Source organism: Nocardioides panacisoli, assembly GCF_019448235.1.
Lineage (GTDB): Bacteria > Actinomycetota > Actinomycetes > Propionibacteriales > Nocardioidaceae > Nocardioides > Nocardioides panacisoli_A.
Genome location: NZ_CP080409.1, coordinates 110,458 through 137,401 on the forward strand (window position 1 = coordinate 110,458; position 26,944 = coordinate 137,401).

The window sequence follows — 26,944 nt, forward strand, 5'->3', positions numbered from 1 at the left end:
CGGACAGGCATGCCCGAAATCGGCGAAAAGGCCGACTCAGTGGGGCGTTGCCACCCACCCGGCGCGTCGCGCGACGCCCACGGCGGCGACCTGGGAGGACACCTCGAGCTTGGCCAGGATCGACTTGACCTGCGTGCGCACGGTCGCCTCGGACACGACGCTGTGGCGGGCGATCTCGCGCACCTGGCGTCCCTCGATGAGGTGCGCCAGCACCTCGGACTCGCGCCGGGTGAGGCGCTCCATCCGGGACCGTGCATCGCGCACCTCGTGGCGCTCCCGGTGCCATGCCCGCACCATCTGGCCGCGTTCCTCGACCGTGGTCACGGGCAGGCCCTCGTTGATGCGGCGGATGGTGGCGAGGACGTCGTTGAGCGGCGTCGCCTTCGACATCACCTTGCGCGCCCCGAGCGCGACCGACTCGCCCCACCGCGCCGGCTCCCCGCTGCCGGTCATGATGATGACCGTGATGCCCTCGGCGACGAGCGGCTCGACCAGGCGCATGCCGTTGCCGTGGCTGCCCAGGTCCAGGTCCAGCAGGACCATGGTCGGTCGGGTGCGCAGCACGAGCGGCAACAGGCTCGACACGTCGCGGTGCTCGCCCTCCAGGGCGATGCGGCGTACCTCGTGTCCCTCCACCTGGAGTGCGACCGCGAGGGTCTCGGCGAAGAGGACGTGGTCCTCCACGATCGTGATGCGGCTACCGGTGTGTCGTCCCATGCTGACTCCTCAACGTGGCAGGACCATGGCGAACGAGGTGCCGCTCGAGGAGTGCTCGAGCACCAGTTCGCCCCCCTGCTGCCGGATGGCTTGACGGGCGGAGAACAGGCCCAACCCCTCACCGGAGGAGTCCTTGGCCTTGCCACGGCGGGTGAACAGCGTCGACCGGACGTCGGGCGCGATGCCCGGTCCGTCGTCGCGGATGTGCAACGTCACCGTCTCGTGGTCCGCCTCGGGCGTGATCGTGACGGTGGCGCCGGGAGCGTGCTGGCGGGCGTTGCACAGCACGATGTGGACCGCCTTGGCCAGCTCGAGTGCCGAGCAGGTGGCGGTGAGGCCGGTCGGTGCCACCTCGATGGTGGCGCCCTGGCTGCGCTGGGCGACGACGAGCGGCTCGAGCAGCTGGTCGAGCTCGACGACCTCGATCTCCGCCGCGGCCCGTGCGGCATCGCTCTGCATCATCGCCTGCAACCGCGTGAGCTCGGCCTCGAGCATGCGCTGGAGCGAGTCGCGGTGCTCCGGCGGCAGGTGGATGGAGGACTGCAACAGCAGGCGCGTCGCGGAGTCGATGCCGGCGACGGTCGCACGGAACTCGTGGAGCATCTCCTCGCCCTGGTGGGCGGCGGTCTCCGCGCTCGCGGCCCGATCGGTCAGTGCCACCAGGCGCCGTGCGTGGATCCGGAACGCGTCGTGGAGCAACTGCGAGGAGAGCACCACGAGCAGCGCCGAGCCGATGCCGACCGACAGCGCCACGGTCATCGTCGCGGCCGGCGGCGACAGCGCCGCGTGCGGCAGCAGGTGGTAGCAGAAGACCCCGAAGAGGTTCAGCGCGATGAAGACGCGTGCCTTCGTCCGCGGGATGCTCCGCAGCGTGTGCGGCGCGGCGTTGGCACACACGCCCGCCGCGACCGGGAAGGCGGCGGCGATGAGGGTGAAGGTGGCCCACACCGGCACCGTCGGGCCGAACCACTCCCACAGGTCCCGGATCCCGGCCAGTGCCAGGCCGCCGCCGATGCCGACCATGAGCGGCTGGCGCCAGCCCATCGCCGGCACGCGGCGTACGCCGGCGCGCACCATCGCCACGATCGCCACGATCGCGAGCAGGTCGACCACCGAGAGTGGTGTCGACCACGAGCTCGACGGCGGCGCGAGCAGCGGCTGGAGGTAGACCCCCATGCACAGCAGCGCCGCGGCAGCCCAGGCCGATCCGGGTTCACCGAGCAGGAACCACCGGCAGATGAGCATCACCGCACTCGCGAGCACCGCGAGGTTGAAGCACATCCACACCGGGCCCGGATCGGAGAGACCCGTGGTCGTCTCCTGGCTCGCCCACACGAGCATGGTGATCAGGAGCGCTACGGGCGCTCCTGCCATGAGAATGACTTTGTTCCGCCGTTGACGAAGGGTGCGGAGACCGCGGACACAGACGTTCCGCAGTGCCCGGCGTGGCCCGAATCGCCGGTGGATCACTCCCAGTTGAGCCGTGGTCTTCTGTTCCCCCCGTGGCGGGTTTCCCCTGTCCACCCGAGAGATATTAGGACGATATCGGCGATCTGTCACCACTTATGGGGGTCATACCCATAACTGGGGACGGCCGGCATCGTTGTTCTCCCTCTCGGCCGGATGCGTGCGCCCTGCGCCCGGTGCCCCGGCGGGTTGTCCCCAATTTGTGGGGTTTCTCCCGACGGGCGACCCGTGGCCGCCGCCGTCGTGGTCACCATGTCGCCCTCACGTTCAGTAGGGGGACAGCATGGAATCGTCCGTGAGCTCCGGCGCCGCCCGGTGGATCCGCTGGGGGGCGGTGTTGACGTTGCTCCTGGGGGTCGCCGGTGCCGGCGCGGGCTACGTCTACGGCCGCTCGGCGGACCGGATGCACGAGGCCGAGGCCGTCGTGCTGGTGCATCCCAGCGAGGGCAACCCGTTCAGCCCGGGGACTGGTGACGACCTGGTCAACCTGACCACCGAGTCGGAACTGGTCACCGCCGACGCCGTGGCCGAGGCCGTGGCCCGCAAGGAGACCGGGGTGACGGCCGACGACGTCCTGGCGAGTGTCTCGACCGTGGTGCCGGCCAACACCCAGCTGATCCGGATCACCGTCACCCACCCCGACCAGCAGGTGGCGACGGCGCGGGCCCAGGCCTTCGCCGACTCCTACCTGGACTACCGCGCCACGCGCACCACCTCGGCGCTCTTCGACCAGGGTGCGCACCTGGCCGAGCAGGAGCGCACCGCGGAGAAGAGCCTCGCCGCCGCGTTCGACCAGCTCGCGTCGCTCACGCCGAGCACGCCGGCCCGGGCGCGGGTCGAGCAGCAGATCGACGTGCTCAGCGCCCAGCTGGCGCAGCTGCGGACCGACCAGGCCACGGTGCGCTCGGCCGCGGTGGAGCCGGGTGAGGTGATCACCCCCGCGGCTGCGGCCGCGGCCGGTCCGCTGCCCGCGACCGTGTGGGCGACCGGCGCGGGAGCCCTGCTCGGCGTGGCGATGGCGGTCGGCCTCACCGCCGCGCGCGTACGCCGTCGCGACGTCGTCGACGGTCGCGCCGACCTGGAGGCCGCGGACCACGAGGTGCTCGGCACGCCCGACGACCTCACCCAGGTCCGCGCGCGACTGTTGGTCGCCGCACCCCAGCGACCCCTGGTGTGCCTCGCCGCGGGCACGAGCGCGGGCTCTCCGATGACGGCGACGCAGGCCGCCGAGCTCGCGGCCTGCTTCGCACGGTCGCGGTGGGAGACCATCCACGTCGACCTCGACCCGCAGGCCGGGACCGACCCGGCCTCCGTGCTGCCCTCGCGGCTCCTCGGACTGCGCGAGGTGCTTCGCGACGAGGCCAGCATCGACGACGCCCTCGCGGTGCAGGGACCGCACCTGCACCGGCTGCACGTCGGCGCCGGGGTGGTCCCCGAGGACCTGCCCGACCTCGTCGGCGGCCCGACGATGGGGGCGATCTTCGACGAGCTGCGCAAGCGCGCCGACTTCGTGCTCGTCTCCGGCCCGGACCTCTCCGACCCCGGTGCCCACCAGCTCCTGGCGCACGTGGACTGCGTCCTGCCGTGGATCGTGCGGCGCTGCTCGACCCTGGGCGAGCTCGACGCGGCGACGACCGTGGCGAGCGCCGCGGGCGTCCCCGTCGTCGGTGCGGTGTACGACGCCGGCCGGTCACCCGCGCGCTGGGGTGGACGGTGACCACCCTGGGACGTGCGGCACCGGCACGCACCCACCTGGACCGCGTGGCCCGCGGCGGTTTCCTCGGACTGCTGGGCGCGGTCGCGGCCGCGCTGTCCGGCTTCGCGCTGGTCGCGGTCATCACCCGTGGCGTGAGCGCCGACGTAGCCGGCACGTTCTTCGCGGTGACCTCGATGTTCCTCATCGTCGAGGGCGTCGCCGCGCTCGGCACCGGCGCCGGGCTGGGACGATTCCTGCTGCGCCACGAGGCCGCGGGTCGCCCGGAGGCGGTGGCGGCCACGCTGCGGACGGCGGCGGTCCCGGTCCTCCTCACGGCCACGGTCGCCGGCGCCGCCCTCTTCGTGCTCGCCGGGCCGATCGCGGCCTGGGCCGGGCTCGGGGAGGCAGGCGTCGCGCCACTGCGTGTGGTCGCGCCGGTGCTGCCCTGTGCCGCAGCGGCCGAGCTCGCCCTCGCGGCGGCCCGGGCCTTCGGCGAGATCCGCAGCACGGTGCTGGTCGACCGCGTGGTGCGATCCGGACTCCAGCTCCTGCTGGCCTGCTTGGTGCTCGCGCTCGGTGGTGGCCTCGCCTGGCTCGCCGCGGCCTGGGCGGCGGCGTACCTGGTCGCCGCGGCACTGGCGCTGGCGGCACTGCGGCGCACCCTGCGGCGGCGCCGCGAGGTGGCGCCCCCAGCGAGCGTGACCGACGCGGACACCTCCGGCGTGGCGCGGGAGTTCTGGTCCTTCACCTGGTTGCCGGGGATCTCCCGCGTCGCCCAGCTGGGCATGCAGAAGCTCGACATCATCCTGGTCGCCGCGCTGATCTCTCCCGCGACGGCAGCGGTCTACACGGCGGCGACACGGTTCGTGCCGCTCGGCCAGCTCGCGGTGCAGGCGATCCAGCAGGTGCTCCAGCCGCAGTTCACCGCGATCCTGATCAGTGAGGACACCACCACACTGCGACAGGTGCACCGGGTGGCCAGCGCCTGGAGCATCGTGCTGGCCTGGCCCCTGCACGTGTCGGTGGCCGCGCTGGCCGGCACCTACCTGGCGATCTTCGGCGATGACATCGCCGGCGTCGACGGAGCGCTCGCCACCGTGCTGATCATGGCGGCCGCGATGATGGTCGCCGTCGCCACCGGCCCCGTCGACACGCTGCTGCTGATGTCGGGCCGGAGCCGCGCGAGCGCCACCAACGCCGTCGCAGCGCTCGTCACCGACATCACGCTGTGCGTGCTGCTCATCCCGCGGTGGGGCCTGGTCGGCGCCGCCGTCGCCTGGGCAGCCGCCGTCCTGCTGCGCTGCGGGTTGGCCTACCACCAGGTCAATCGGGGCCTCGGGGTGCGCTCGGTCGGCCGCCAGCTGCTGCTCGCCGGCACCCTGCCGATCCTCTGCCTCGGTGCCCCGTTGGTCGTGATCAGCCAGCTGTCCTCGGGCAGCCTGCTCGGCGTCGTGGTCGCCGTGGTGGTCGCCGGCGCGGCGTACCTGGCCGCGCTGCGCCGCTTCCGTGCCGAGCTCGAGCTGGACCACCTGTGGGCGGCCCTGGCCCGACGTCGAGGAGGCCGTCGATGAACCCACGACGCTGGGTGCAGCGCGCCCGCCGGAGGCTCCCGGACCCGCTGGTGCGGGCGGTGCGTGCGACCGCACTGGGCTGGGGGATGCTCACGGCGCGGTGGCGCCTCGCGCCCTCGGTCATCGTGGTGGGCGCCCAGCGCTCGGGCACCACGACGCTGTTCCGCCTGCTGGAGGAGCACCCGGAGCTGGTGCGCCCCACCCTGTCCAAGGGCACGGGCTACTTCGACGACCACTACCACCGCGGCCCGCGGTGGTACCGCGCCCACTTCCCGCTGCGCTGGGTCGCGCGTCGGGTGACCAGCGGCGCAGCGCCCCGGTCCTTCGAGTGCAGCGGCTACTACCTGTTCCACCCGCTCGCGGCCGAGCGGATCGCCCGCGACCTCCCCGACGCCCGAGTGGTGGTGATGCTGCGCGACCCCGTCGCGCGCGCCCACTCGGCGTACCGCCACGAGTTCTCGCGGGGGTTCGAGTCCGAGCCGTTCGAGTCCGCGCTGGCGCTGGAGGAGGAGCGGACCCGTGGCGAGGCCGAGCGGCTCCTGACCGACCCGCACCACTGCAGCTACGAGCACCGCCACCACTCCTACCGGGGCCGCAGTGACTACGGCCCGCAGCTGGCGCGCTTCGTCGAGGCCGTCGGTCGCGACCGCATCCACCTGATCGAGGCCGAGCGCTTCTTCGCCGACCCGGCCGGGGAGTTCGCGGCGCTCCAGGACTGGCTCGGGCTGACGCCCTGGCACCCCGGACCGGTCCGGGCATGGAATGCCGAGCCCGGTACGCCGCTGCCCGACCGACTGACCCGCGAGCTCTCGACCTGGTTCGAGACCCGCGAGGGACCGCTGACCGAACTTCTCGGACGTCCACCCGCCTGGAGGGAGAAATGAGCATGGCATCACAACTGACCGGTCGACCCCGGCCCCAGCTCGACCGATGGAAGCGGCGGTGGTCCTCGGGGGTGCACCGCGTGGCCGCGGCCGGCTACACCGGGGCGCGCAACGCCCCGATGCCGGAGTCGGTGCGCAGCGGACTGAGCGGTCGACTGGCGTGGCGGGGGGAGCTGACCCGGGTGCCGGTGGACAAGCTGCTGCTCGGCGGCCAGGGCCAGCGCTCCGCGCAGGCCTTCGCGGCCGCGACCGATGACCTGATGTGGTCCTCGCGACGGGTGATGGACGGTCCCCACGCCGACCTGCTCGCCCGCGCGCTGCAGCGCGACCTGGACGACACCGAGATCCTCGCCTCCGAGTACGCCACCCTCGCGCGGCGGTGCATCGCCCTGACGGGGGAGTACTTCTCCGCGACGGACGACGCCGGCATCGTGGAGGTGGCCCGGGACTTCATCGCCCGCGCGAAGGGCGAGGAGGTCGAGGGGCCCCGGAAGCCGCGGCAGAGCCCGCGGGGGATGCCGATCCGGGTGAGCCCGGTGCTCGACTCCGACTGCTACCAGGTCGTCGACGGCCACCACCGGGTCGCGGCGCTCGGGCTCGCAGGTGAGGAGACGATCCCGGTCCAGGTCAACCGCATGGGTGTCCGCACGCCGCTGCAGTCGTTGCTGCAGGAGATGACCTGGATCGGTGGGGAGCGCGAGCTCTACCAGCCGATCGACGCGCCGGAGCTGGAGCAGTGGCCGACCGTGCGGGGCTGTGAGGACCGCCTGGAGTCGATCGCCGGATTCCTGGCCGGCAGCGACTCCTCGACCTACCTCGACGTCGCCAGCTGCTACGGCTGGTTCGTCGCGGCGATGGGGGACCTCGGGCACGAGGCCGAGGGCATCGAGCGGGACCGTCTCGCGCCGACCCTGGGGTCGGCGATCTACGGGCTGGACCCCCGCCAGATCATCACCGCCGACGCCGTCGACTTCCTCCGTGGCACCGACCGCACCTGGGACGTCGTGTCCTGCTTCAGCCTGCTGCACCACTTCGTGCTGGGGCGCGGCGTGGTGGATGCACCGAGCCTGCTGCGGCTGCTGGACAAGGTCACCGGTTCGGTGCTCTTCATCGACACCGGCCAGGAGCACGAGCGGTGGTTCAGTCGCTCGCTCGCCGGGTGGGACACCGCGGCCGTGCAGTCCTTCCTCGAGCGCGAGACCAGCTTCGACAAGGTCATCGACCTCGGTCCCGACCGTGACGACCGGCCGCCGTACTCCGGCAACTACGGCCGCCACCTCTTCGCCTGTGTCCGGGATGCGTGAGATGCGGCCCGTCGTGCTCCGCGACGGGCCGCCGGCCCCGCTGCTCGACACCGTCGCGGCCCTGTGGCCGCACGCCGAGGTGCGGCTGGTGCACGGGCACGCGCGGGGGAGTGACGTCCGCGCGGAGTTCGCGCTGGCGCCCAGCGCCCGCTCGCCGCGGATGGCGATCCCGGTCGCCCCGGCCGCCGCGGCGGCGGGTGCGATGGGACGGGCGAGTGCCGCCACCGGCGCGGGGGAGGTCGCGACCCGACTGGCCGCGTCCCGGTTCCTGCGCGTGGGCGGCGTACGCGCGCTGGCCGACCGCGTGCAGGTGCGTGGACCCTCGGACGACTCCCTCCAGGATCACCTCGAGGAGTCGCTCGGGCTGCCGCTCGTCTTCGCCCTGGGCATCGGCACCGACCGGGTGAACCGCAAGCCGGTGCTGGAGGCCTTCGACCTCCGCGGCCGTCGCGTGGGCTTCGTCAAGGTCGGCCTGGGGCCGGTCGCCCGCGAGAGCGTCACCGCCGAGGCGGCCGCGCTGCAGCAGGTGCGGGCGCTGGCCGGCTCGGGCATCGAGGTGCCACGGGTGCTGCACCACTCGACGTGGCGCGGCGCACCGGTCCTGGTGATGACCTCGGTGCCGACACCGGGGGCCATCGTGGACTGGGACCGTCGTCGGATCCCGACGTCGTGGATGCGCACCTTCGACCGCCGTTTCGCCGCGCCCTCCCGACGCCTCGGCGACCTGCCGTGGTGGCACGACGTGGTCGAGCGGCTGGCGTCGGTCACGCGTCGCCGCGAGCGGCGCAGCGCCCTGGAGTGTGCGGATCGACTCGCCTCCACCGCGACGACGGCGCTGCCCGTCAGTGCCTGGCACGGCGACTGGACGCCGTGGAACATGGCGCGCCACCGGCGCGGCCTGAGCCTGTGGGACTGGGAGCGCTTCGAGGTCGGCGTCCCGTCCGGACTCGACGTGGTCCACTACGCCGTCAACGTCCACACGGTCGCCGACGGCGAGACGCCGGCCGCCGTCGCGCGCGGCGCCGCCCGGGCGCGTGGTCACCTGGACCTGCGGGAGGGGGAGGCGGACACGGTCGTGGGCGCCTACCTGGCGGCGATCAACGCCCGCTACCTCCCGCTCGCCGAGGGACCCGGCGGCACGGCCATCGCCGACCGCGCAGCCAGCTTCCTCACCGCGTGGCAGGAGTGGTCAGGAGACCGGTAGCCGGGCCGTGCCCTCCAGCGCGTCGGTGAAGGCCTCTTCCTTCACCGGCATCTCCAGGTGCCACGGGGCGACGCTGTTGAGCTTGGAGTTGAAGTAGGACATCGCCACTCCGCCGCGCTTGACCAACCGGCGATGGGTGCGATCGATCCACTGCGGGGTCCGTCGCGCGGCGTAGTCGGTGTAGCCGGTCTCGGCCAGCCCCCAGCGCACGCCCTTGCGCTTGGCCCACCGGCTGATCTTCGCGAAGTAGTCGCCGTCCATGTCGGTCGGTCCGAGTCGCTTGCCCCGCTTCACCAGGCCGTGGGCGTTGTAGATGTCGAAGCCGGCGACGTCGATCTTGGTGCCGCGCGGCCAGATCCGCTTCAGCGAGCGTGACGACTTGCCGTAGAACTGGTGCCAACCCGTCAGGATCACCGTGAAGGCGACGTTGCCCGCCTTCCGTCGCACGATCGGTGCGAGCCGCTCCTGGGTCTTGCGCCACTTGCGCAGGAACCCGTCGCCCTCGGGCTCGTGGTGGAAGGCCACCCAGACCGGCCCGTCGACCCGCTTCAGCGAGCGGGCGACCTTGCGTGCCCAGGCGTCGCCGTCACCGCGCGCCATCCGCCACCACTTGTGCGGGAACTTGAAGCTCACCCAGGGCAGGCGACCCGCCGCGGCGTCGGCCCGGGCGGTCCGCACCGCGGCACCGATCTGGTCGTGGCGGAAGAAGGTGCGGCGTACGCCGAGGCGGCCGACGCGACGCTCGAGCCGGCTCGGGTCGGCGTTGCCGCCGTAGGCCATGCCGAGGTAGCCACCGCAGCGCGGGACGCCGCGTCGGCTGACGCGGCAGTCGTTGGTGAGCCGTCCGCCGGAAGCCTGGAGGGCGGCCGCGCCCTGGGCGGCTTGGCCGGCCGCGCTGGCAGTGGATGCCGCCGGCGGTGACGCGGTGCCCGCGACGCTGGTGGAGGAGAGGAGCAGGGTCGCCAGCAGGGCGACGATGAGCAGGCGGCGACCCGGCATGGCGAATCCTCCGAGACTGTCGGGTGACTGTGATCAGGGCGCACAGTAACCACCGACGTGCCCGGGGACCGTCGTTTCTCACCAATATTGGGGATGCGTGAGGACCGGTCGTCCCCAACGGGGACGTGGCCGGCGTGCGGTGGTCACCTCCTCTCGTACCGGTCGGAGTCGCGCCGCGAGGGCCAGCGCGACGCCCACCAGCAGGCCGAGACCCAGGCCCGACACCGTCGTGACGGCCCGGTCGGGGGACTCCGCGGAGGCGGGCACGACCCGCACCAACCGGCCCACGGACTGCTTGTCGGCGAGCAGGCGGTTGATCGCGACGTTGAGCTGCTCCGAGACCCGGATCGCGGCCGGGTCACCGGTCGGCAGCTCCTTGAGGACCCCCCGCAGCTCGGAGACCAGCGACTGGCGTCGTCGCTCCAGGTAGGCCTGCCGCGAGGCGAGGTAGGAGTCGGCGACCTCCTCGGCGCCCTGCTGGGCGACCGCGGGGTCCGCGGCCCGGAACCGCACCACCAGCAGGTCGGTGTTGGGCACGGCCGTGACCTGCAGTGCCTCGCGGAGGTCGTCGGTGTCGGGGCCCCCGTTCGCCGCCTGCTGGACCGCGACCGGTTGCAGGGTCCGCTCGGAGAGCACGAGCGCGGCCTCGGTGTCGATGGTGATGTCCCGCGCGCCGGCGATCGGGCCCGCCTCCTCGGCGGTGCCGAGACCGGCGGCCAGGTAGACGGGCACGGGGGTGAGCGCGATGCGCGCCTCGCTCACGTGGTCGACGTCGTCGCCGCCGGGCGTGAGGAACCAGCCCAGCGTGGCGCCGACGACGGCCAGTGTCACCGCGACGGGCACGACCTGCCGTCCGCGGGCGAGCAGCTGTGCCGTCGTCCGTGGCGTCGTGGCCGCCTCGCGCTGCTCGCGCCAGACCAGCCCGATCGCCACCATCACCAGCATCAGCGGCAGGCCGAGGGTGTCGTAGACGAAGAGTTGGATCGCGAAGAAGACCAGCACGAAGGTCGCCACGGTCTCGTTCAGGGTGCGACATCGCCAGGACCGCCACAGCCACGACATGAGGAAGGTCAGGAAGAAGGCCAGGCCCAGCCACCCCTGGGAGAACAGCACCAGCCACAGGTGGCCCTGCGTGCCGAGCGGGGGTACGCCGCAGGCCGGGCAGTCGGGGGTCGCGCCACCGGCGATGGAGGCGAAGCTGCCCTCGACGTCGCGCGTCGTGCCGAAGCCGGCGACGGGGGAACCCTCCGACACCGCGGACACGGTCGCCTCGAGCAGCTGTCCCCGCCGATCGTTGCTGTGCTGGTTGTCCAGTCGCTCGGAGACGACGTTGCTCAGCGGGCTCAGCGCCACCATCACCACCGCGACGGCGGCGCCGGCGACCAGCAGGACGGCACGGTCGGCGCGCATGCGGCGTACGGCCAGCACGACCGCGCCGAGGGCGCCCAGGCCGAGGCAGACCCACAGGCCGCGGTTGAGCGAGTGGACGACCGGCACGAGTGCCACCGCGATCACCCCGGCCACGGCGAGCCGGGTCCGGGCGCCCGACCTGATCGCACGGACCACGAGGAAGACGACCGACAGCGCCAGCACGCTGCCCCAGGTGTTGGTGAAGGCGAAGGGCGCCTTCGGGCGCGGTGAGGGGTGTCCCAGGACGTACTGCACGTCGGCGACCTCGACGTGGACCAGGGAGCTCACGAAGGAGTTGGCACGCAGGCCGCCGGGGAGGACGGACTCGAGGGCGGAGCGGAATTCCAGCTGGGGGACCGCGAGGCCGAGGAGGCCCCCGGCGGCCGCGACCACGAACAGCACGCCGATCAGGCCGTGGACGGTGCGGTCAGGGAGGCGCGCCCGCGAGCTGTTGCCCACCCACAGCAGCACGATCGTGCAGGCGAGGTACCAGGCGAGGCGGTAGCCGTAGACGATGGGTCGCCCGGGGCCGCCGCCGCCGTCGACGGCACCCGGTGCGTCGGACCACAGCAGGGCGCAGCCCAGCACCACCCAGACCAGGAAGAGCAGCCACCAGGCGGCCGCAGGCGGCACGTGGACCCGCGTGTCACGGCGCATCAGGTACCACGCCATGCCGGCGGCGAGGGCCAGCGGGAGGAACGCCTGGATCCCCAGCACCCACCAGACCGGAAGCCCCACGGTGAGCAGTGCCAGGGGCGCAGCCGACTGCCAGAACGGGGACCTGGTCATCGGCATGGAGCCAGCCAATCCTGCACCCGTCGGGAGGCCGTCACCGATATCGGTGATCTTGCCGGTCGGAGCCCGTTCGGCGCCCGCGAGCGGTCCTATCGTGCGAGAGATCGGCCGCGGCGGCCGACCTCGTTCACGCAAGGAATCCCGACCATGTCCAAGACCGTCGTCTCGCTGCTCTCCCTGCTCCTGGCCGTCGCTGTGCTGGCCGCCTCACCGCCGGCCTCCGCCGAGGACTCACCCGGTGGCCAACTCGTCAGCGATTCGGCCGTCAACGGCACCCCGCACGTCCTGGACGGCCGGGTGTACTCCGTGACCCAGGTCGGCGACACCATGTTCCTGGGCGGCACCTTCAGCACGGCCCGCAACAACAACAGCCAGTCGACCCTGTCACGAGCCAACCTGCTCGCCTTCGACGCCGACTCGGGACAGATCAGCAACAGCTTCGTGCCCAACCCCAACGGCGTGGTGCACAAGGTCCTCTCCGCCGGTGACGGGGCGACGGTCTACGTGGCCGGCAACTTCAGCTCCATCGGCGGCGTCGCGCGCAAGAACCTGGCGCGGGTCCGGATCTCCGACGGCTCCGTCGTCTCCAGCTTCGACGCCGGCAACATCACCGGTCAGATCCGTGACACCGCGCTCGTGGACGGCCGGCTCTGGATCGGCGGCGCCTTCACCCACGTCGGCGGCACCGCGCAGCGGGCGCTGGCCACCGTCGACCCGGGGTCGGGCGACCACGTGCCGTACATGGGCCTGGTGCTGGACGGCAACCACAACGACGGCAACACCCAGGTCCTGAAGTTCGACCACTCGCCCGACCGTGACCGGCTCGTGGCCGTGGGCAACTTCGACACCCTCGACGGCGTCGTGAACCACCAGCTCCTCGCACTGGACACCAGCGGTCCGTCCGCCGCACCGGCCTCGTTCCGGACCAACTTCTACACCGCCACCTGCTCGCGCTCCTTCGACACCTACATGCGCGACGTCGACTTCTCGCCCGACGGCCGCTTCTTCGTGGTCACCACCACGGGGGCGTACGGCGGCAGCAACGGACCGTGCGACACCAGCGCCCGCTTCGAGACCGATGCCGTCGGCACCGACGTGCAGCCGTCCTGGGTGGACTACACCGGCGGCGACACGACCTACGGCGTCGAGGTGACCGACACCGCCGTCTACGTGGGCGGTCACTTCCGCTGGCAGAACAACCCCTTCCGTGGCGACAACCCGGGCCAGGGCGCCGTGGGTCGCGAGGGCATCGCCGCCCTCGACCCGGTCAACGGCCTCCCGTACTCCTGGAACCCGGGCCGCACCAAGGGCGTGGGGGTCTTCGACTTCCTGCGCACCGCGGCCGGCCTGTGGGTCGCCTCTGACACCGATCGGATCGGCAACTTCCAGTTGCGCAGTCGCATCGCGCTGCTCGGATCCGACGGCCCCGACGTCCCGGCCGTGTCCACGCCTGGGCTGCCCAACGACCTCTACGCGGTGGGGAGGACGGGAAGTGTCCCCGACCCGAGCATCCTCTACCGCGTGAACGCGGGTGGCCCCGAGATCGCCGCCCCCATCGGTCCGGTCTGGCAGGCGGACACGGCCGGGACTCCCTCCCCGCACCTCAACGGCGGACAGCAGATCGCGAGCTGGGGCCCGGTCCCGACCGTCGACGGCACGGTGCCCTCGAGCACGCCGTCGGAGGTCTTCTCGACCGAGCGGTGGGACCCCTCCTCGGCCCCGGAGCAGCAGTGGGACTTCTCGGTCCCGTCCGGGACGCCGCTGGAGGTGCGGTTGTACTTCGCCAACCGCTGTGACTGCACCGACCAGGTGGGGGAGCGCCGCTTCCACGTCGACATCGACGGCACGCGGGTGCTCAACGACCTCGACCTGGTGGCCAGCGTGGGTGACGACGTCGGCACCATGCGGTCCTTCGCGGTGACCAGCGACGGCAACGTCGACATCGACCTCTTCCACCTCGTGGAGAACCCGCTCATCAACGCGATCGAGATCGTGCGCACCGACGTGCCCCCCGTGGAGCCGGAGGACGGGGCGATCGAGCGGCGGCCGATGACCGAGACCACCGTGGGTGAGGCGCAGGCCGTGCCCGGGGGCGGGATCGACTGGAACCAGGTCCGTGGTGCGTTCATGCTCAACGGGTGGCTCTACACGGCCACGAGCGACGGCATCTTCACGCGGCGTACCTTCGACGGCAACGCGTACGGCGCCCCGCAGCCGGTCGACGGGGCCGACCAGATCGTGGCGCTGACCGACTGGCGCTCCGACATCGGGAGCCTCACCGGCCTGTACTACGACTCGGGCCGCATCTACTACACCCTCGCCGGATCGGACTTCCTCCACTACCGCTACTTCACCTCCGAGAGCGGCGTGGTGGGCGCGAAGCGCCTGGTGGCGGCGAGCAGCACCGGCGAGATCGACTACTCCGAGGTGCGCGGTCTCTTCGGCACCGCCTCGCAGCTGTTCTGGGCGACCTCGTCGGGGGACCTGCGCCGCATCGACTGGCAGCACCAGGGTGCCTCCGGTGCCCCGGTCGCCGGCACGGCCACGACCGTCTCCGGGCCCGGCGCCGACGGCGTCGAGTGGGGCGCGCGCGACTACTTCCTGGCCCAGGACGAGGACGGCCAGAACTCGGCCCCGAACCAGGCGCCGGTGGCGTCGTTCTCGGTGTCGTGTCTGGGGTTGACGTGTTCGTTCGATGGTTCGGGTTCCTCGGATGCGGACGGGAGTGTGGCGTCGTATGCGTGGGACTTCGGTGATGGGGAGTCGGGGTCGGGTGCGTCGGTGTCGCACACGTATGCGGATGCGGGGCCGCGGACTGTGGAGCTGACGGTCACTGATGACGATGGTGCGGTGGGTTCGGCCACGGAGCAGGCGGATCCGGAGGAGGGTCCGGTGGCTGCGGTGTCGTTCGTGGGGAGCGATTCGAGCAACACGAATGCGGCGGACCACACGGTGTTCGTGCCGGGTGGGGTGCAGGCCGGTGACCGGTTGTTGTTGTCGATGGCGGTGAACACCGAGGGGGTGTCGGTGGCGGATCCGGCGGGGTGGACGCCGTTGGAGAGTGTCGCGGGCAGCAATGTGCAGGGTCGGTTGTGGACGCGTGCGGCGACGGCGTCGGATGCGGGGTCGCTGGTGGTGGTGAGCCTGGATGGGTTTGCGAAGGCTGACCTGACGGTGACGGCGCATCGGGGTTCGGGTGGTGCTGCGTCGGTGAGTGATTCGGGTGCGGAGATCTTGACTGCGGACGGGACGGCGCATGCGGTGCCGGACGTGTCGACGGGTCCGGGTGACTGGGTGGTGAGTTCGTGGGCGGCGAAGGCGTCGCATGCGGTGGCGTGGTCGGCGCCGGGTTCCTATGAGGTGCGTGCGGGGACTGATGGTGCTGGTGGTGGTCGGATCACGTCGATGACTGCTGACACGGGTCCGGTTGCTGGTGGTGCGCAGTCGGGTGGGGTCGCGACCTCGGATCCCTCGGTACGCCGTGTGGTCGCCCTGACCGCCGTCGTCAGCCCCGCCGGCGGCGGGGGCGGCGGCACGCCGAACCAGGCGCCGGTGGCGTCGTTCTCGGTGTCGTGTCTGGGGTTGACGTGTTCGTTCGATGGTTCGGGTTCCTCGGATGCGGACGGGAGTGTGGCGTCGTATGCGTGGGACTTCGGTGATGGGGAGTCGGGGTCGGGTGCGTCGGTGTCGCACACGTATGCGGATGCGGGGCCGCGGACGGTGGAGCTGACGGTCACTGATGACGATGGTGCGGTGGGTTCGGCCACGGAGCAGGCGGATCCGGAGGAGGGTCCGGTGGCTGCGGTGTCGTTCGTGGGGAGCGATTCGAGCAACACGAATGCGGCGGACCACACGGTGTTCGTGCCGGGTGGGGTGCAGGCCGGTGACCGGTTGTTGTTGTCGATGGCGGTGAACACCGAGGGGGTGTCGGTGGCGGATCCGGCGGGGTGGACGCCGTTGGAGAGTGTCGCGGGCAGCAATGTGCAGGGTCGGTTGTGGACGCGTGCGGCGACGGCGTCGGATGCGGGGTCGCTGGTGGTGGTGAGCCTGGATGGGTATGCGAAGGCTGACCTGACGGTGACGGCGCATCGGGGGTCGGGTGGTGCTGCGTCGGTGAGTGATTCGGGTGCGGACATCTTGACTGCGGACGGGACGGCGCATGCGGTGCCGGATGTGTCGACGGGTCCGGGTGACTGGGTGGTGAGTTCGTGGGCGGCGAAGGCGTCGCATGCGGTGGCGTGGTCGGCGCCGGGTTCCTATGAGGTGCGTGGGGGTTCGGATGGTGCTGGTGGTGGTCGGATCACGTCGATGACTGCTGACACGGGTCCGGTTGCGGGTGGTGCGCAGTCGGGTGGGGTCGCGACGTCGGATCCCTCGGTACGTCGTGTGGTCGCCCTGACCGCCGTCATCGGAGCTGGGTGAGGACCGGGCACGCATGAATCCACGACTCCTCGGTCTGACGCTCCCCGCCCTCCTGCTGGGAGGGTGCGCGGTGGGCGGGACCGCCCAGGGCGTCGCGTCGGAGGCGCGGTTCGCCGTGGCCGAGCCGGGGCTGCTCGCGTTGGAGTTCGACGACGTGGTGGCCGAGGTGGGGACCGTGCTGTCCCGCGCGGAGAACCGCGGCTCGGCCCGCGTCCGGATCACCGTGACGACCGACAACGGGGGACGGGTCCGACTGGGCTCCGGTGCCCCGGGTGGCGCGGCGGAGATGCCGGTCCACACCGGTGCCGCGAGCGCGCCGGCGGCGGCCCTGGTGGTGACACCGATGGGGGACGAGGACGTCCTGCAGCCCGGTGACGGGGACTTCTCCTTCGGTGCGCGCTTCAACCTCGACACGGAGTCGGAGGGGAGCGGCAACGACGACGGCAACAACCTGCTGCAACGTGGCCTCTTCTCCGGCGACGCGCAGTACAAGGTGCAACTCGACGGCGGAGTCCCGTCGTGCCGGATCGCGGGCACCGGCGGCGAGGCGCTGGTCAAGCTCGAGGAGCCGGTGCCGACCGAGCACTGGTTCCTGGTGGAGTGCAGCCGCCGCGGTGACGTGGTGAGCCTGCGCGTGGAGGACCTGGAGGCGGGGGAGGAGGTCAGCACCGCCTCGGTGAGTCGCCGGACCGGTGTCGTGGAGTTCAGCCACGACGAGGCACTCACCATCGGCGCGAAGGTCGGCAGCGACGGCACGATCCCGGAGAAGTCGACCGACCAGTTCAACGGCACGATCGACGGCGTCTTCTACCGAGACCTGTCGTGAGCCTGCACAGGGAGGGGACCAGGGTGGGGAGGGTGTCGGCGCTGGGCCGACAGGGCCGCCGACCGCTCGGGAGGGTCGCGGTGGTCGCCGAGTTCAATCTCACCGGCGACTCGCTGCGTGTCGCCCTGTCGCGGCGGGGGTTCCAGGTGATGGGCGTGCCGCTCCCGGGGAGCACCGCGGAGATCCGCGAGCTCGGGATGCGGCTGCGTGCCTTCTCCCCCCACGCCGCCGTGCTGCTGCAGGAGCTGCCCGAGCCGGTGCAGCTGGTCTCGGCGATGCGCACGCTCGCCGAGCTCCGCGAGCACCGGTGGCTGCTGCTGACCGGTACGCCGCCCGGCCCGGAGTGGGGAGGCGGTCTGGCGTCGGGTGCGTCGGCGGTGATGTCGCTGACGACCAGCCTGGAGACCCTGGCGGCCGCGCTGTCGCGGCTGTGCCGCGGTGAGTCCGTGATGTCGCAGGCCGACCGGGACGCGCTGATCGAGGAGTGGATGGAGTCCTCCGCCTCGCGGCGAGCCCTGATGGACCGGTTGACCACGCTCACGCCGCGCGAGCTGGAGGTGCTCCAGGAGCTGCGGGCCGGACGGACGGTCACCGAGATCGCGGAGACCGGTGGCGTCACGATCGGGACGGTGCGCAGCCAGGTGAAGGCGATCCTGCGCAAGCTGGACGTGTCCTCACAGCTGGCCGCGGTCGCCGTCCTGCAGCACGCGACGAGCCTGGGTCACGACGAGGGGCTCGCCCCGGGGCCGTCGGCGGCCTCGGAGCAGGAGTGATCCTCGTCCTCGTCGGTCTCCTCGACGCCCTCGACCTCGTCGTCGGAGCCGTCCTCGGGTGACTCCTCGCCGTCGGCGGGAGCCTCGGTGCCCTCGGTCGGGTCGGGCTCGACGCCCTCCTCGGTCGCGGGAAGCCCGGTCGGGTCGGGGTCGGTCGGGTCGGTGCCGTCGGGGTCCTCGGCGGTCTCCTCGGCGGGGTCGAGCTCCTCGTCGGGGTCGGTCGGGGGCGTGCAGGTCGGCGCCTCGCCGTCCCCGTCGGCCTCACCGGGTCCCGGGGTCGGCTGGCCGGTCCCGCCGTCGCCCTTCGGTGGCTTGGGGGGCTTCGTGCCGTCCGGGCCCTTGCCGGTGTCCTCGCCCTTGGCGCCCTTCTTCCCGCCGTGGGGGCGGGTGTCGTCCCGGTCGTCCTTGCCGCCGGAGTCGCTGGTCGAGGGCTTCTTGACCGGGCGGGTGGTGGCGCCGTCGCTCGGGTCGGTGTCACCGCCCCGGCCCGTCGCCGGCGCGGTCGGCCCGACGGGGCGGGCGCGGACGATGGTGGTCGGCGGCGGCACCGGCACCGGTGCGTCGATCCGGACGGGGACGACGCTGCTGGCCGGGGTGGCGGCGTACTGCGTCGTGAGGGCGAGGACGCGCATCACGAACGCCTCGTCGCCGTAGGTCTCGAGGAGGGTGTCGCGGCGTTCGCGGAGGTCGGTGAGGTCGGCACCGGTGCTGCACAGCAGGACGGCGGTGGCGAGGGCGGCGTCGTCGAGGTCCTGGGGGTCGCGCAGCTCGTCGGCGTCGCCGTCGACGCCGATGGTGCGCCAGGCGGACGGGCTCAGCAGCATCGGTCCGACGGCGCGGTCGTGCCGGTCGTCGCCGTCGAGCTTGCCAGCGTCGCTGTCGGGGACCCGCTGGCCGGCGTCGTCGCGGAGGCGGTCGCCGACGATGGCGGGCCGGACGCGGTGCCGGTCGTCGAGCCGGTGGTCGCCGGAGAGGCGGCCGTGGTCGGTGAGGGCGTCGCCGAGGCCGGCGAGCAGCGTCCAGTCGAGGTGGCAGCCGGGGGCGGCGGCGTCGATGACCGCGGCGGCGTGGAGGTAGGCCGCGATCGCCACGGAGGGCGCGTCGGCGGTGCCGTCGGCGGACCGGTCGAGCAGGCCGACGGCGGGCAGTGTGAGGTCTGGCGCGACGACGCCGCGCGGTGGAGTCCCGACCTCCTCCGGCGCGGCGTCGTCGACGATGGTGGGGGCCGCCGGGGCGGCCGGAGGCGCCTGGTCGGCGAGCGTCACGCCGGGACCCTGGCTGGAGGTGGCGAGCAGGAAGGCGGCCGTGCTGACTGCGACGGCCGAGAAGAGCTTGGGCCGCAGGGCACGGGGCGTCGGTGGCTGAATGCGTCGCACGATCGTTGGAACCTCCAACGCCAAGTCTCGACCGCGACCCGTCCGCGGTAATCCCCCATTGTGGGGAGTGTGGGGACCCACCGCCACCGTTTCGCCGGATTCGGTCACCGTCCACAGGTGAATTCTTCGGGGTGGCGGTCCGGCGCGCGCTCACTTAGGTTGCAGGGGCAACTTGATGTCGATCTCGGGACTTCACGGTGGCCCTGCTCTCCTCGCCCTCGGCGACCCCGCAACCAGACGCCGCCCTTGCGGCTGCACCGACGCCCGAGGACGTGGTGTCGGAGCTGGACGAGTCGCTGCGACGGCTGGTCCGTGCCGAGGGACTGGACCCACAACGCGAGGTCGACGCCGTACGCCGACTGGCCGAGGGCGTCGTACGCGAGCACGACGAGCGCAGCCTGACCGGCGTCGTCGCACCCGTGGCCGATGCCGCGGCGGTGGTCGCGGAGCTGGTCGCGCGGGTCTCGGGCTTCGGACCGCTCCAGCCGTTGCTCGACGACCCGGAGATCGAGAAGAGTTGCACAGTCGGACGACCTGACAAAGCGGTCCGGATGATCCCGAGGCGATGAGACTCTGTCTACTGTGACCTGGCTAGAAGACATCTCGGACGCGCTGCGCACTCTTGGCGGCAGCGCTACTCTCGCGCAGATTTACGACGAGGCCGCACAGCGGCGCGGGGTGCAGCGGACCAACGTCACCGAGGCGACAGTTCGGCGGATGATCCAGGATCACTCGTCTGACTCGCAGGGGTTCAAGCACGGGACTGATCTCTTCTTCTCCGTTCAGGGCCTGGGCGCCGGAGTCTGGGGGCTTCGAGATCAGGTCGAGGAGACTCCGGCCGCCGCCGACCTCGACGGTGGAGCCGTGCAACCCCAGCGCGCCGCCCAGCTCACGTACCGGATCTTGCGAGACACCCGTCTGGCGCGGCAGGTCAAGTTGCTTCACCGAGACAGGTGCCAGATCTGCGGCGAGGCCCTCAGGCTCGGTGACGGGCGCACCTACTCTGAGGGTCACCACATCATTCCTCTCGGGGGAGCCCACAACGGCCCAGACACGGCGGAGAACATCATCGTTCTCTGCCCTAATCACCACGCTCTCTGCGACTACGGCGCGATCAGACTCGACTTTGCAGCGCTGCGGCAGGTTCCTGGACACCAGATCTCGCAGGGCTCGATCGACTACCACAATCGCGAAATCTTTGGGCACCGCTTCCCACCGGTCAGGGCCTAGGGGTGACGGTACAAGTCAGCGATCGATGCCGAGTAACACTGACTGACCCCATGCCGCTGAGTTCCCAGCTATCTGCTGGGCGCATACGACTAGTTGTCGTAGTCGACGCCCGGGTTGCCTCTCCAATGGACGCGTCGAGGCGTTGCGTATTGAGCGTCGCCGTCGAGGGAGTACGTAACAGTTGCCTCCATCTCGACGAGCCTCTCCGGATCGCTAGCGATCGGCTTCGAGCGGTGGCAGAACACCTTCTCGCCTCGATGCAGTCGCACGGGCAGATCGTTCTGGCCCTTGGCGAACATGGCGATCGTCGCCGTTAGGTCTTCGCCAACGTCGATCCATTTACCGGCATGAGGGCCGATCGGCACGTGCAGACGATCGATTCGCAGCCCGTGAACGAAGACGGTGGCCCCGTCGGACTCGAGTTCGGTCCCAGCGATTACGGTCCTCGCCTCGAGCGAGTCCACCGGCTCCCCGCGAGAGAAGAACGGAGTGAGGCGGAAGCCGACGTACATAGACGACTTCGCCACCTGCGCAGCGGCCTGACTTGCCTCTGCCGCCTTCTTCGCACTCCCCGCTGAGCGCTCCGAGGAGTCGGCTAGCCGCTTCGTCAGGATCGCGTACCAGCCCGTTAGGACGGCCAGAACGGCGGTGACCAGGAGCGGCCCCCAATCAGCCGCAAACGAGGTTGCGTTTGCCCCGGCGGCAAGAATCATTCCTCGTCTCCCGTGTGCTGGCCCGCTTCCTCGACCGCGGCAGAACTATCAGAGGTATCTGCCTCGTGTATGTCTTCGAACAAGTCACCCTGCGCTCCGTCAGCGATGAGCAGGTTTCCCACCGCTTCGGCTTCGTCGTCAGTGAGATCAACCAGGAAAGGCAGCGCGGCGCGGGCCAGATTCCCAATCGGCAGGACGGAACTAGTCGGGCCCAGGGCCGTCCGAGCGGGAATGTCGAGCGTGGCGATTCCTCCGCCCGGAATGGCCAGGGCAGCACGCTCAACCGACAGCCCGGGAACGTCCTGGGCCAACTGCGTCAGATCCTTGTCGCGTAAGACGTTCAGTCGCTCCTTACTCTCGTACGAAACGCCTCGATCGCCCTTCCCGAAGTCGACGCGGGTCACGGCCGTATTGGATGTTGCGGCGCGCTTCTTAAGCGTGTCAAGGGAGAATCCTTGTCGGACCTCGGGCGGTGGCAACTCCTCTGCGCGTCTTGCCGCAAAGTGAGCGATCCACTCTGCGCCGCGAATCGCGAGGCATCCTCTGTCGACAACCCAGCGCGGGAACTCCTCGGATTCCGACAGACGGACCTGTTGCCCAGTCGCGCGGATTCCCTTTGAGGTGAGGAACTCTAGGTTTGCAGTTACGAAAGTCTGAAGGCTTGCGGACGGGTCCTCAATGCGCAGCCGCCCCAATTGAGCTGTAGTGACGTTCTTTCCGACCCGTCGCCAGAAGTCGGCCGAAGCGTCCTCCAGCGTCGTCATTAGGTAGAAGAGATCGTCATCGGTCAGCGGGCCGGTCGACGATGTAGTCGGGAACGCCGAACCGGCCCCGCCGTTCCCCTCCCATACGGCGCGCAAGATTCGTGTGAATCGGCCCGCCTGTTGCGAGTCGAGGCTTCCTTCGAGGGAAGCGACGCTCTCGGTCATCGACCCAGCATTCAGCGCCTCGGCGTTCTCGAACGCCGTCTCGGTCGCCGTTGTCAGTCGCTCCACCGCTTGCCCGGTCGAGACGCCCTTGCCGCCGCGTACGAGAGCCTGCCCCAGGAGACCTATAACCGCAGAGTCCTTGCGGGCTGTGGCTACACCACCGATCGCTGAGGGATCTGCGATCCAGGTGTCCGCGGATGCCGCAGAAGCCTGAAGGCGCTCGCTCGAAGCGGGTGGCCGCTCCTCGCGGTTCAGTTCCTCCTCCGCTGTCAGATCCTCCAGTGTGAAGATCACCGGACGGTGAGAGGACAGGGAGGCAATGTCATCTTCTAACCACGCCTCAGCCGCTGAAGGACGGAGGAACAAGAGTCGTTCCCGTGATTCTTCCGGCCAGCGAAGAACCATGTCCGGTACGACGACATGATTGAAGTAGTCGGTGAACTTGACGGAGACTGCTGGATCGGCAGCGCGGAACTCGGCCGTCACCGCCCTCTTGATGCGCTCGATTCGCGCGTCGGAGGTGTCCTGCTGACGGGCTTCGGCCATTGCTGTGGCGAACTCAGTTCGCACCACTTACACCGCCTCTGCCGTAATCATCTTCACAACCTCGATGTAGTGCTCGCGGGTGAGAACGAGATCTTGCTGCTTGTCCGTGAAGGTCAGGAGCCAAACTCTCTCTGAAACCTTGACGAGGGCCTCGGCGTCGATCTGAGCTGCAGCCTCTGCCTCGTCATCGGTGCCGAAGATCCGGTGCCTGTTTCCCTGATGCAGGAGCGCCTTCTTGACACTCTCTGTCGACGTATGGGTGTCCCACGACTTCGCTTGGAAAGGCGACCAGGCGAACCAGAGGAAGTGATCGCACCGCGCTGGGTGCGCGAGAATCGCGACGTAACACTTCGCAAGGAAGTCGCGAAAGTGAGTCGGGAGGTTACTCTCGTTCTTGTACTTCTTGACCTCGGTGAGGAACGTCTGGTCTTGAAGGCCCGTCCCACGGAACTTCCCGCCAAGGTCAAACGAGAACGTCTCTTTTGCGTGCGGCCATTTGAACTCCAGCAGCTCCGAAAGCGGCTTGTCCCGATGAGTCCAACTCTCGTGAACTCGGGTCGTTCGATCTAGCCAGCGTTTGGCCTCGTGAAGACCATCCCGGCCGGTGTCCTGGTTGTCTTCTCCGGCCATGCCATAACCCCCGCTAACGGATCCCGAGACACTCGTTTGGCGGGACGCTACCGGAAGCGACCGTCAAGCGAAGGCAAGACCGTGGATGCGCTCCAGCCCACGAGAGGACGCTCCTCTCAAGGGCTGAGACCGCGCTCAGAACGGCGAACGCTCCGCCAGAAGACCGTCCGCCAGGAACGACAGGGCCCGGCCCCCCGTCGCGTCGTAGTACGCGCGGAAGAGCACGCCGTCCTCTCGTTGGTCAGGCTCCAGACCGTGAATGTCGCGTAGGTAGTCCTCCAGGAGGTCGACCCCAGCGAACGGCTCGACCGCCTCCTCGCGACGAGCGCGCTCTAGGATCTCCTCCGAAACCACCACGCTAGGGAAGGGATCAGCGGTCGCGCGAGACGCCACAGCAGGCTCCCGACGCCGCCTCACGAGGACCGCCGCCCAGGAGTCCGGCCCTGCCAGCGCTTCGATACCAGAGCCGCGCCAGCCGCCGACGCGCCCGACTGACCTGGCGCGCGTCCGAGGCTCTTTAGGAGCCCCATCGCCGCTGTCCGTGCGTGCCGTTCCTCCGGGATCAGCGGATTGACAACGCGAGATCGCGAGCCGTTGACGACGAAGCCCTCCTCGCCGATTGCCTCCGCCAACGCGTCGGCCCGCGCCAGTAGAGCGCACGCCTCGTATAGCGCGGCCCGTGTCGCCGCGTCGTCGCTCACCGCCTCCTCGACTTGGACGTAGGTCTCGCGAGCGGAGTCGCTCCAAGACTCTGGGAGCCCCTCGTATCTGTTCTCTTCGTCGGCCACGGGGGCCTCCTTTCATTGTTGTTCGGTGAGCGCTGTACATGCCGTTGGCGTACGCAAGAGGCGATACGTGCCCTGCCTGCCGAGCCATGCCTCCCGGAAGAGAGGAAGAAGGGGGGAGGGGGAGGGTTCCCCCAGGGGGTGATCCAATGACCGGGAAGTCACCGCGGTGCTGGAGGGTTCACCAACTACGCGTGAGAATGGTCCTATGGCACTTAACGTGTGGTGGGAGAACGATCCTGAGCAGCGCTACTGGATGGAGATCTTCACGGGTGACGACCCGGGTAATCAGCTGCTCGCGCCGCAGCTCGTCGGTGGTCACTGGTCGTACGAACTGCCCTCCCTCGTAAAGCCTGGCGACGTCATTTTCCACTTCTCGACCGTGGGGGCGAGAGCGGGAAGCATCGTTGGTTGGTCCATCGCGCAGGGACCAGCCGAAACTCTGAGAAGGTTCCACTGGGAACCCCGTGGAGCGTCAGGGCGCGCCAATCAGACCGTCCATAGCGGAAAGGGATGGAAGGTCCGCCTAGGGGGTGTCAACGATCTCGGAAGCTCTGTCAACAAGTCGATGATTCAAGGCGCGCGCGCGGATCTAATGCAGCTCAAGGCTGAATTGCAGGAGAAAGTAGACGGGTCGGTCTACTTTCCTTGGTATGAGTACGGAGGGAATCAGCTCCGAGCTCAGCAGGGGTATTTGACGAAGTTTCCGAAAGAAGTCCTCAACCTATTGCCGGGGCTCAAGGTCGCACGGCCCTCAGACAGGTCTCAGGTCGACGATGAGCTTGTGGAGGACACCCAACGTCCGGGTGGTCGCGCGCCGAAGGGTCGTGTGACGCGAGCCCAAGACCCCGTGCTGAGGAAGGCAATCGAGACTCACGCCGTCAACGCTGCGATCGACCACTACACAGCGTTGGGGGCGACTCGCATCAAAGAGCTGGGTAAACCCTACGATATCTGGCTGCAGCTTCACGGGATCGAACGGCACTGTGAAGTTAAGGGTAGTTCGATGCGTATCGACACTGTTGAGCTGACCATCAACGAAGTCGTGCACGGCCAGACATTCACGCCAACGGACCTCATCGTGGTGGACCAGATTCAGTGGGAGAGAAACCCCGATGGAACTGTCACGACCAGTGGCGGACAGATGAGAGTCTGGTCCGATTGGTCGCCGCTCGACGATGATCTCGCGGCCCGGAAGTTCGCATACAACCTGCCACCCGTGCCGGGCACAGATCCCGCCTAGTCTCCGGCCTGCCTCGTATCATCGAGCAGGGCGTCCAGTTCGGTCGTGAAGCACCTCAACGGGGGCCGGATGGTCAGACCCGGCCCCCATTCGAGGACTCCTCGACCTGAATCCGTCGGCGTTGCGAGTGTCTGCCGCGTCAGTCCTCCTCGGACCGACCTGCGTTACGCGGTTCATCTTGACCGCGGTTGAGCAGTGAAGCTCGCGAATGGGGACGGTCTGAGTGGGCGGATCGGATGTCGCCGCGCTTCAGTGGGCCGAGCACCCAGTCGGCGTCTCGCTCGTCGTGTCCGAGCCGTCGAGCCGATCGGGCGTCGTGTGTGTCTTCGACGTGGTCCCAGGGACCGACCATCGTTTACACCTCCTCTTCGTCGGGCGGAGTCGAGTTCATGCGCTCCGCCAGGGGCACGCGGCCCTGTGCCCGGGCGCGTGCCGCTCGATCGTGCGCGGCCCGAGCACGCCGGGCGGCTCGTTCGCCGGGGGTGGGTGCCTCCCGGGCCGCAGGCTCGAATGCCGCGGGATGGACGGGTTCGAGTCCCGGACGTGGGCGCAGGAGTCCCATCAGTGGCCCCGTCGCTCGCGCGCGGCGCGGAAGAGGGCGTCGTCGTCCTCGCCCTGGGCCAGGCGTCGACGCGCCTCGGCAGCCTCGGCCGGGTCGGTGCTGTTCGCCTGCTCCTCGTGGACCATGCGCTCGATCTCCTCGCGTGACCTCATCGGGTGCCCTCCTCGTTCTCGACGTGCTGCCAGCGGGTGCCGTGGACGGTGCCGGAGCCTTCGACGAGCATCGCTGCACGCGCGGTCGTCGTGAGGAGCCGGACGCCGCCCTCAGCGGCCTCGACCTCGACCAGGCCGCAGCGGTCTCCGGCGATCTCGGCGAGCGCGTACGTGTTGACCCAGTCGAGTCGCTCCAGCGGGTCGCCCAGCGGGGTCGTGACCAGGTGATCGGGCCTCAGTGGGTGGTCGGGCAGGACGAGGCCGTCCTGGGCCGGGTAATACGCCGCCTCGGCCTCGACCGAGGCGACGGCGGCGTCCACGCGGCGGGCGTGGGCCTCCAGTGCCAGGCGGGCGGCGATCTCGTCGACTCGCGTCTCGTGCGCAACGAGCGCGCCGACGAGACCCTGAGCGGCGACCGTGCGAGCCCGGTGAGCCGTGTTCAGCGCCGTCGCTTCGGCGCGGACCTTCTGGCCGACCTCGACGAGCCAGCGCTGCCGCTCGCCCGGCACCCGGAGTGTGGACTCCATCGCGGAAGCCTCCGCGCGAGCGTGTACCGCTGCCGCCGCGCCGACCTCGGCCGATGCCGCCTTCAGGGCCTCCAGTGCCCGACGTACCGCAGCGGGCATCCGCTTGTGCCGCAGGATCGCGCGGTCGGGCAGGTTCTCGATCGTTCCGCCGTGGTTGCGGACCTTCATCTCCAGCATGTGTGT

General features: G+C 70.3%; 23 protein-coding genes. 11 read left to right on the plus strand and 12 right to left on the minus strand.

What is annotated here, in order from left to right; translation table 11 throughout:
• Positions 1-36: 36 nt before the first annotated feature.
• Both KUV85_RS00570 and KUV85_RS00575 read right to left on the minus strand, forming a co-directional pair.
• Positions 37-717 (minus strand): LuxR C-terminal-related transcriptional regulator, encoded by a 681-nt coding sequence (locus KUV85_RS00570; protein WP_219961280.1) that lies wholly within the window; start codon positions 715-717, stop codon positions 37-39.
• A 9-nt stretch (positions 718-726) separates the two neighbouring features.
• A complete protein-coding gene (locus KUV85_RS00575) occupies positions 727-2,091 on the minus strand; it encodes a sensor histidine kinase (RefSeq protein WP_219961281.1) in 1,365 nt (454 codons plus the stop codon).
• A gap of 376 nt (positions 2,092-2,467) precedes the next feature.
• Between KUV85_RS00575 and KUV85_RS00580 the strand changes: the two genes are divergently transcribed.
• The 5 genes from KUV85_RS00580 to KUV85_RS00600 are packed head-to-tail and all read left to right on the plus strand — an operon-like array spanning position 2,468 to position 8,843.
• Positions 2,468-3,901, plus strand: a complete 1,434-nt coding sequence (locus KUV85_RS00580; protein WP_219961282.1) for a hypothetical protein — start codon at positions 2,468-2,470, stop codon at positions 3,899-3,901.
• The gene (locus KUV85_RS00585) at positions 3,898-5,451 is read left to right on the plus strand and encodes a lipopolysaccharide biosynthesis protein (protein WP_219961283.1); all 1,554 of its coding nucleotides are present in this window, start codon (positions 3,898-3,900) and stop codon (positions 5,449-5,451) included. Before KUV85_RS00580 ends, KUV85_RS00585 begins: the two co-directional genes overlap by 4 nt.
• Positions 5,448-6,335: a sulfotransferase family protein gene (locus KUV85_RS00590; protein WP_219961284.1), complete on the plus strand. Its 888-nt coding sequence runs from the start codon at positions 5,448-5,450 to the stop codon at positions 6,333-6,335. Before KUV85_RS00585 ends, KUV85_RS00590 begins: the two co-directional genes overlap by 4 nt.
• A gap of 2 nt (positions 6,336-6,337) precedes the next feature.
• Positions 6,338-7,639 (plus strand): ParB/Srx family N-terminal domain-containing protein, encoded by a 1,302-nt coding sequence (locus tag KUV85_RS00595; RefSeq protein WP_219961285.1) that lies wholly within the window; start codon positions 6,338-6,340, stop codon positions 7,637-7,639.
• A gap of 1 nt (position 7,640) precedes the next feature.
• Positions 7,641-8,843, plus strand: a complete 1,203-nt coding sequence (locus tag KUV85_RS00600; RefSeq protein ID WP_219961286.1) for a phosphotransferase — start codon at positions 7,641-7,643, stop codon at positions 8,841-8,843.
• Here the strand turns inward: KUV85_RS00600 and KUV85_RS00605 are convergent.
• Together KUV85_RS00605 and KUV85_RS00610 are read right to left on the minus strand one after the other, a co-directional pair.
• Positions 8,829-9,842 (minus strand): hypothetical protein, encoded by a 1,014-nt coding sequence (locus KUV85_RS00605; RefSeq protein ID WP_219961287.1) that lies wholly within the window; start codon positions 9,840-9,842, stop codon positions 8,829-8,831. The two genes, KUV85_RS00600 and KUV85_RS00605, sit on opposite strands and share 15 nt — an antisense overlap.
• 78 nt (positions 9,843-9,920) lie before the next feature.
• Positions 9,921-12,047: a hypothetical protein gene (locus tag KUV85_RS00610; RefSeq protein WP_219961288.1), complete on the minus strand. Its 2,127-nt coding sequence runs from the start codon at positions 12,045-12,047 to the stop codon at positions 9,921-9,923.
• Between the two features lie 147 nt (positions 12,048-12,194).
• On the opposite strand from KUV85_RS00610, the gene KUV85_RS00615 reads away from it, so the two are divergent.
• From KUV85_RS00615 to KUV85_RS00625, 3 genes are read left to right on the plus strand one after another with little or no spacing between them, the layout of a single operon-like run.
• A complete protein-coding gene (locus KUV85_RS00615; protein ID WP_219961289.1) occupies positions 12,195-16,469 on the plus strand; it encodes a PKD domain-containing protein in 4,275 nt (1,424 codons plus the stop codon).
• A 13-nt stretch (positions 16,470-16,482) separates the two neighbouring features.
• Positions 16,483-17,295 (plus strand): hypothetical protein, encoded by an 813-nt coding sequence (locus KUV85_RS00620; protein ID WP_219961290.1) that lies wholly within the window; start codon positions 16,483-16,485, stop codon positions 17,293-17,295.
• A gap of 23 nt (positions 17,296-17,318) precedes the next feature.
• Positions 17,319-18,068 carry a helix-turn-helix transcriptional regulator gene (locus KUV85_RS00625; protein ID WP_219961291.1) on the plus strand — a complete coding sequence of 250 codons (750 nt, stop codon included), beginning with the start codon at positions 17,319-17,321 and terminating at the stop codon, positions 18,066-18,068.
• Here the strand turns inward: KUV85_RS00625 and KUV85_RS00630 are convergent.
• Entirely contained in the window at positions 18,017-19,444 is a 1,428-nt protein-coding gene (locus KUV85_RS00630) for a hypothetical protein (RefSeq protein ID WP_219961292.1), read from the minus strand. The two genes, KUV85_RS00625 and KUV85_RS00630, sit on opposite strands and share 52 nt — an antisense overlap.
• Before the next feature lie 197 nt (positions 19,445-19,641).
• Between KUV85_RS00630 and KUV85_RS00635 the strand changes: the two genes are divergently transcribed.
• On the plus strand, positions 19,642-20,013 hold the full coding sequence (locus KUV85_RS00635; RefSeq protein ID WP_219961293.1) for a hypothetical protein: 372 nt from the start codon (positions 19,642-19,644) through the stop codon (positions 20,011-20,013).
• A gap of 13 nt (positions 20,014-20,026) precedes the next feature.
• Positions 20,027-20,674, plus strand: a complete 648-nt coding sequence (locus KUV85_RS00640; protein WP_219961294.1) for an HNH endonuclease — start codon at positions 20,027-20,029, stop codon at positions 20,672-20,674.
• 89 nt (positions 20,675-20,763) lie between these two features.
• On the opposite strand, the gene KUV85_RS00645 is transcribed toward KUV85_RS00640, so the two are convergent.
• The 5 genes from KUV85_RS00645 to KUV85_RS00665 form a co-directional block, all read right to left on the minus strand.
• Positions 20,764-21,387, minus strand: a complete 624-nt coding sequence (locus KUV85_RS00645) for a hypothetical protein (RefSeq protein WP_219961295.1) — start codon at positions 21,385-21,387, stop codon at positions 20,764-20,766.
• The gene (locus KUV85_RS00650; RefSeq protein ID WP_219961296.1) at positions 21,384-22,886 is read right to left on the minus strand and encodes a hypothetical protein; all 1,503 of its coding nucleotides are present in this window, start codon (positions 22,884-22,886) and stop codon (positions 21,384-21,386) included. Before KUV85_RS00650 ends, KUV85_RS00645 begins: the two co-directional genes overlap by 4 nt.
• 3 nt (positions 22,887-22,889) lie before the next feature.
• Complete coding sequence (locus tag KUV85_RS00655; RefSeq protein ID WP_219961297.1) at positions 22,890-23,492, minus strand: hypothetical protein; 603 nt, start codon at positions 23,490-23,492, stop codon at positions 22,890-22,892.
• Between the two features lie 135 nt (positions 23,493-23,627).
• Positions 23,628-23,846: a hypothetical protein gene (locus KUV85_RS00660; RefSeq protein WP_219961298.1), complete on the minus strand. Its 219-nt coding sequence runs from the start codon at positions 23,844-23,846 to the stop codon at positions 23,628-23,630.
• A gap of 59 nt (positions 23,847-23,905) precedes the next feature.
• Positions 23,906-24,280, minus strand: a complete 375-nt coding sequence (locus tag KUV85_RS00665) for a hypothetical protein (protein ID WP_219961299.1) — start codon at positions 24,278-24,280, stop codon at positions 23,906-23,908.
• 205 nt (positions 24,281-24,485) lie between these two features.
• Here KUV85_RS00665 and KUV85_RS00670 point away from each other — a divergent pair, with 205 nt between their 5' ends.
• A complete protein-coding gene (locus tag KUV85_RS00670) occupies positions 24,486-25,520 on the plus strand; it encodes a DUF3883 domain-containing protein (RefSeq protein ID WP_219961300.1) in 1,035 nt (344 codons plus the stop codon).
• A gap of 561 nt (positions 25,521-26,081) precedes the next feature.
• On the opposite strand, the gene KUV85_RS00675 is transcribed toward KUV85_RS00670, so the two are convergent.
• Positions 26,082-26,234 (minus strand): hypothetical protein, encoded by a 153-nt coding sequence (locus KUV85_RS00675; RefSeq protein ID WP_219961301.1) that lies wholly within the window; start codon positions 26,232-26,234, stop codon positions 26,082-26,084.
• Positions 26,231-26,938, minus strand: coding sequence for a hypothetical protein (locus KUV85_RS00680; RefSeq protein WP_219961302.1), 708 nt, complete (start codon positions 26,936-26,938; stop codon positions 26,231-26,233). Before KUV85_RS00680 ends, KUV85_RS00675 begins: the two co-directional genes overlap by 4 nt.
• Between the last annotated feature and the right edge of the window lie 6 nt (positions 26,939-26,944).

Excerpts from the sequence above, each read along its gene's own strand:
- KUV85_RS00620 (WP_219961290.1), top strand. The coding sequence starts at position 16,483 with ATGAATCCACGACTCCTCGGTCTGACGCTCCCCGCCCTCCTGCTGGGA.
- KUV85_RS00655 (WP_219961297.1), bottom strand. The coding sequence starts at position 23,492 with ATGGCCGGAGAAGACAACCAGGACACCGGCCGGGATGGTCTTCACGAG.
- KUV85_RS00670 (WP_219961300.1), top strand. The coding sequence starts at position 24,486 with ATGGCACTTAACGTGTGGTGGGAGAACGATCCTGAGCAGCGCTACTGG.
- KUV85_RS00595 (WP_219961285.1), top strand. The coding sequence starts at position 6,338 with ATGGCATCACAACTGACCGGTCGACCCCGGCCCCAGCTCGACCGATGG.
- KUV85_RS00570 (WP_219961280.1), bottom strand. The coding sequence starts at position 717 with ATGGGACGACACACCGGTAGCCGCATCACGATCGTGGAGGACCACGTC.
- KUV85_RS00610 (WP_219961288.1), bottom strand. The coding sequence starts at position 12,047 with ATGCCGATGACCAGGTCCCCGTTCTGGCAGTCGGCTGCGCCCCTGGCA.
- KUV85_RS00645 (WP_219961295.1), bottom strand. The coding sequence starts at position 21,387 with ATGATTCTTGCCGCCGGGGCAAACGCAACCTCGTTTGCGGCTGATTGG.
- KUV85_RS00580 (WP_219961282.1), top strand. The coding sequence starts at position 2,468 with ATGGAATCGTCCGTGAGCTCCGGCGCCGCCCGGTGGATCCGCTGGGGG.
- KUV85_RS00590 (WP_219961284.1), top strand. The coding sequence starts at position 5,448 with ATGAACCCACGACGCTGGGTGCAGCGCGCCCGCCGGAGGCTCCCGGAC.
- KUV85_RS00600 (WP_219961286.1), top strand. The coding sequence starts at position 7,641 with ATGCGGCCCGTCGTGCTCCGCGACGGGCCGCCGGCCCCGCTGCTCGAC.
- KUV85_RS00680 (WP_219961302.1), bottom strand. The coding sequence starts at position 26,938 with ATGCTGGAGATGAAGGTCCGCAACCACGGCGGAACGATCGAGAACCTG.
- KUV85_RS00575 (WP_219961281.1), bottom strand. The coding sequence starts at position 2,091 with ATGGCAGGAGCGCCCGTAGCGCTCCTGATCACCATGCTCGTGTGGGCG.
- KUV85_RS00605 (WP_219961287.1), bottom strand. The coding sequence starts at position 9,842 with ATGCCGGGTCGCCGCCTGCTCATCGTCGCCCTGCTGGCGACCCTGCTC.
- KUV85_RS00615 (WP_219961289.1), top strand. The coding sequence starts at position 12,195 with ATGTCCAAGACCGTCGTCTCGCTGCTCTCCCTGCTCCTGGCCGTCGCT.
- KUV85_RS00675 (WP_219961301.1), bottom strand. The coding sequence starts at position 26,234 with ATGAGGTCACGCGAGGAGATCGAGCGCATGGTCCACGAGGAGCAGGCG.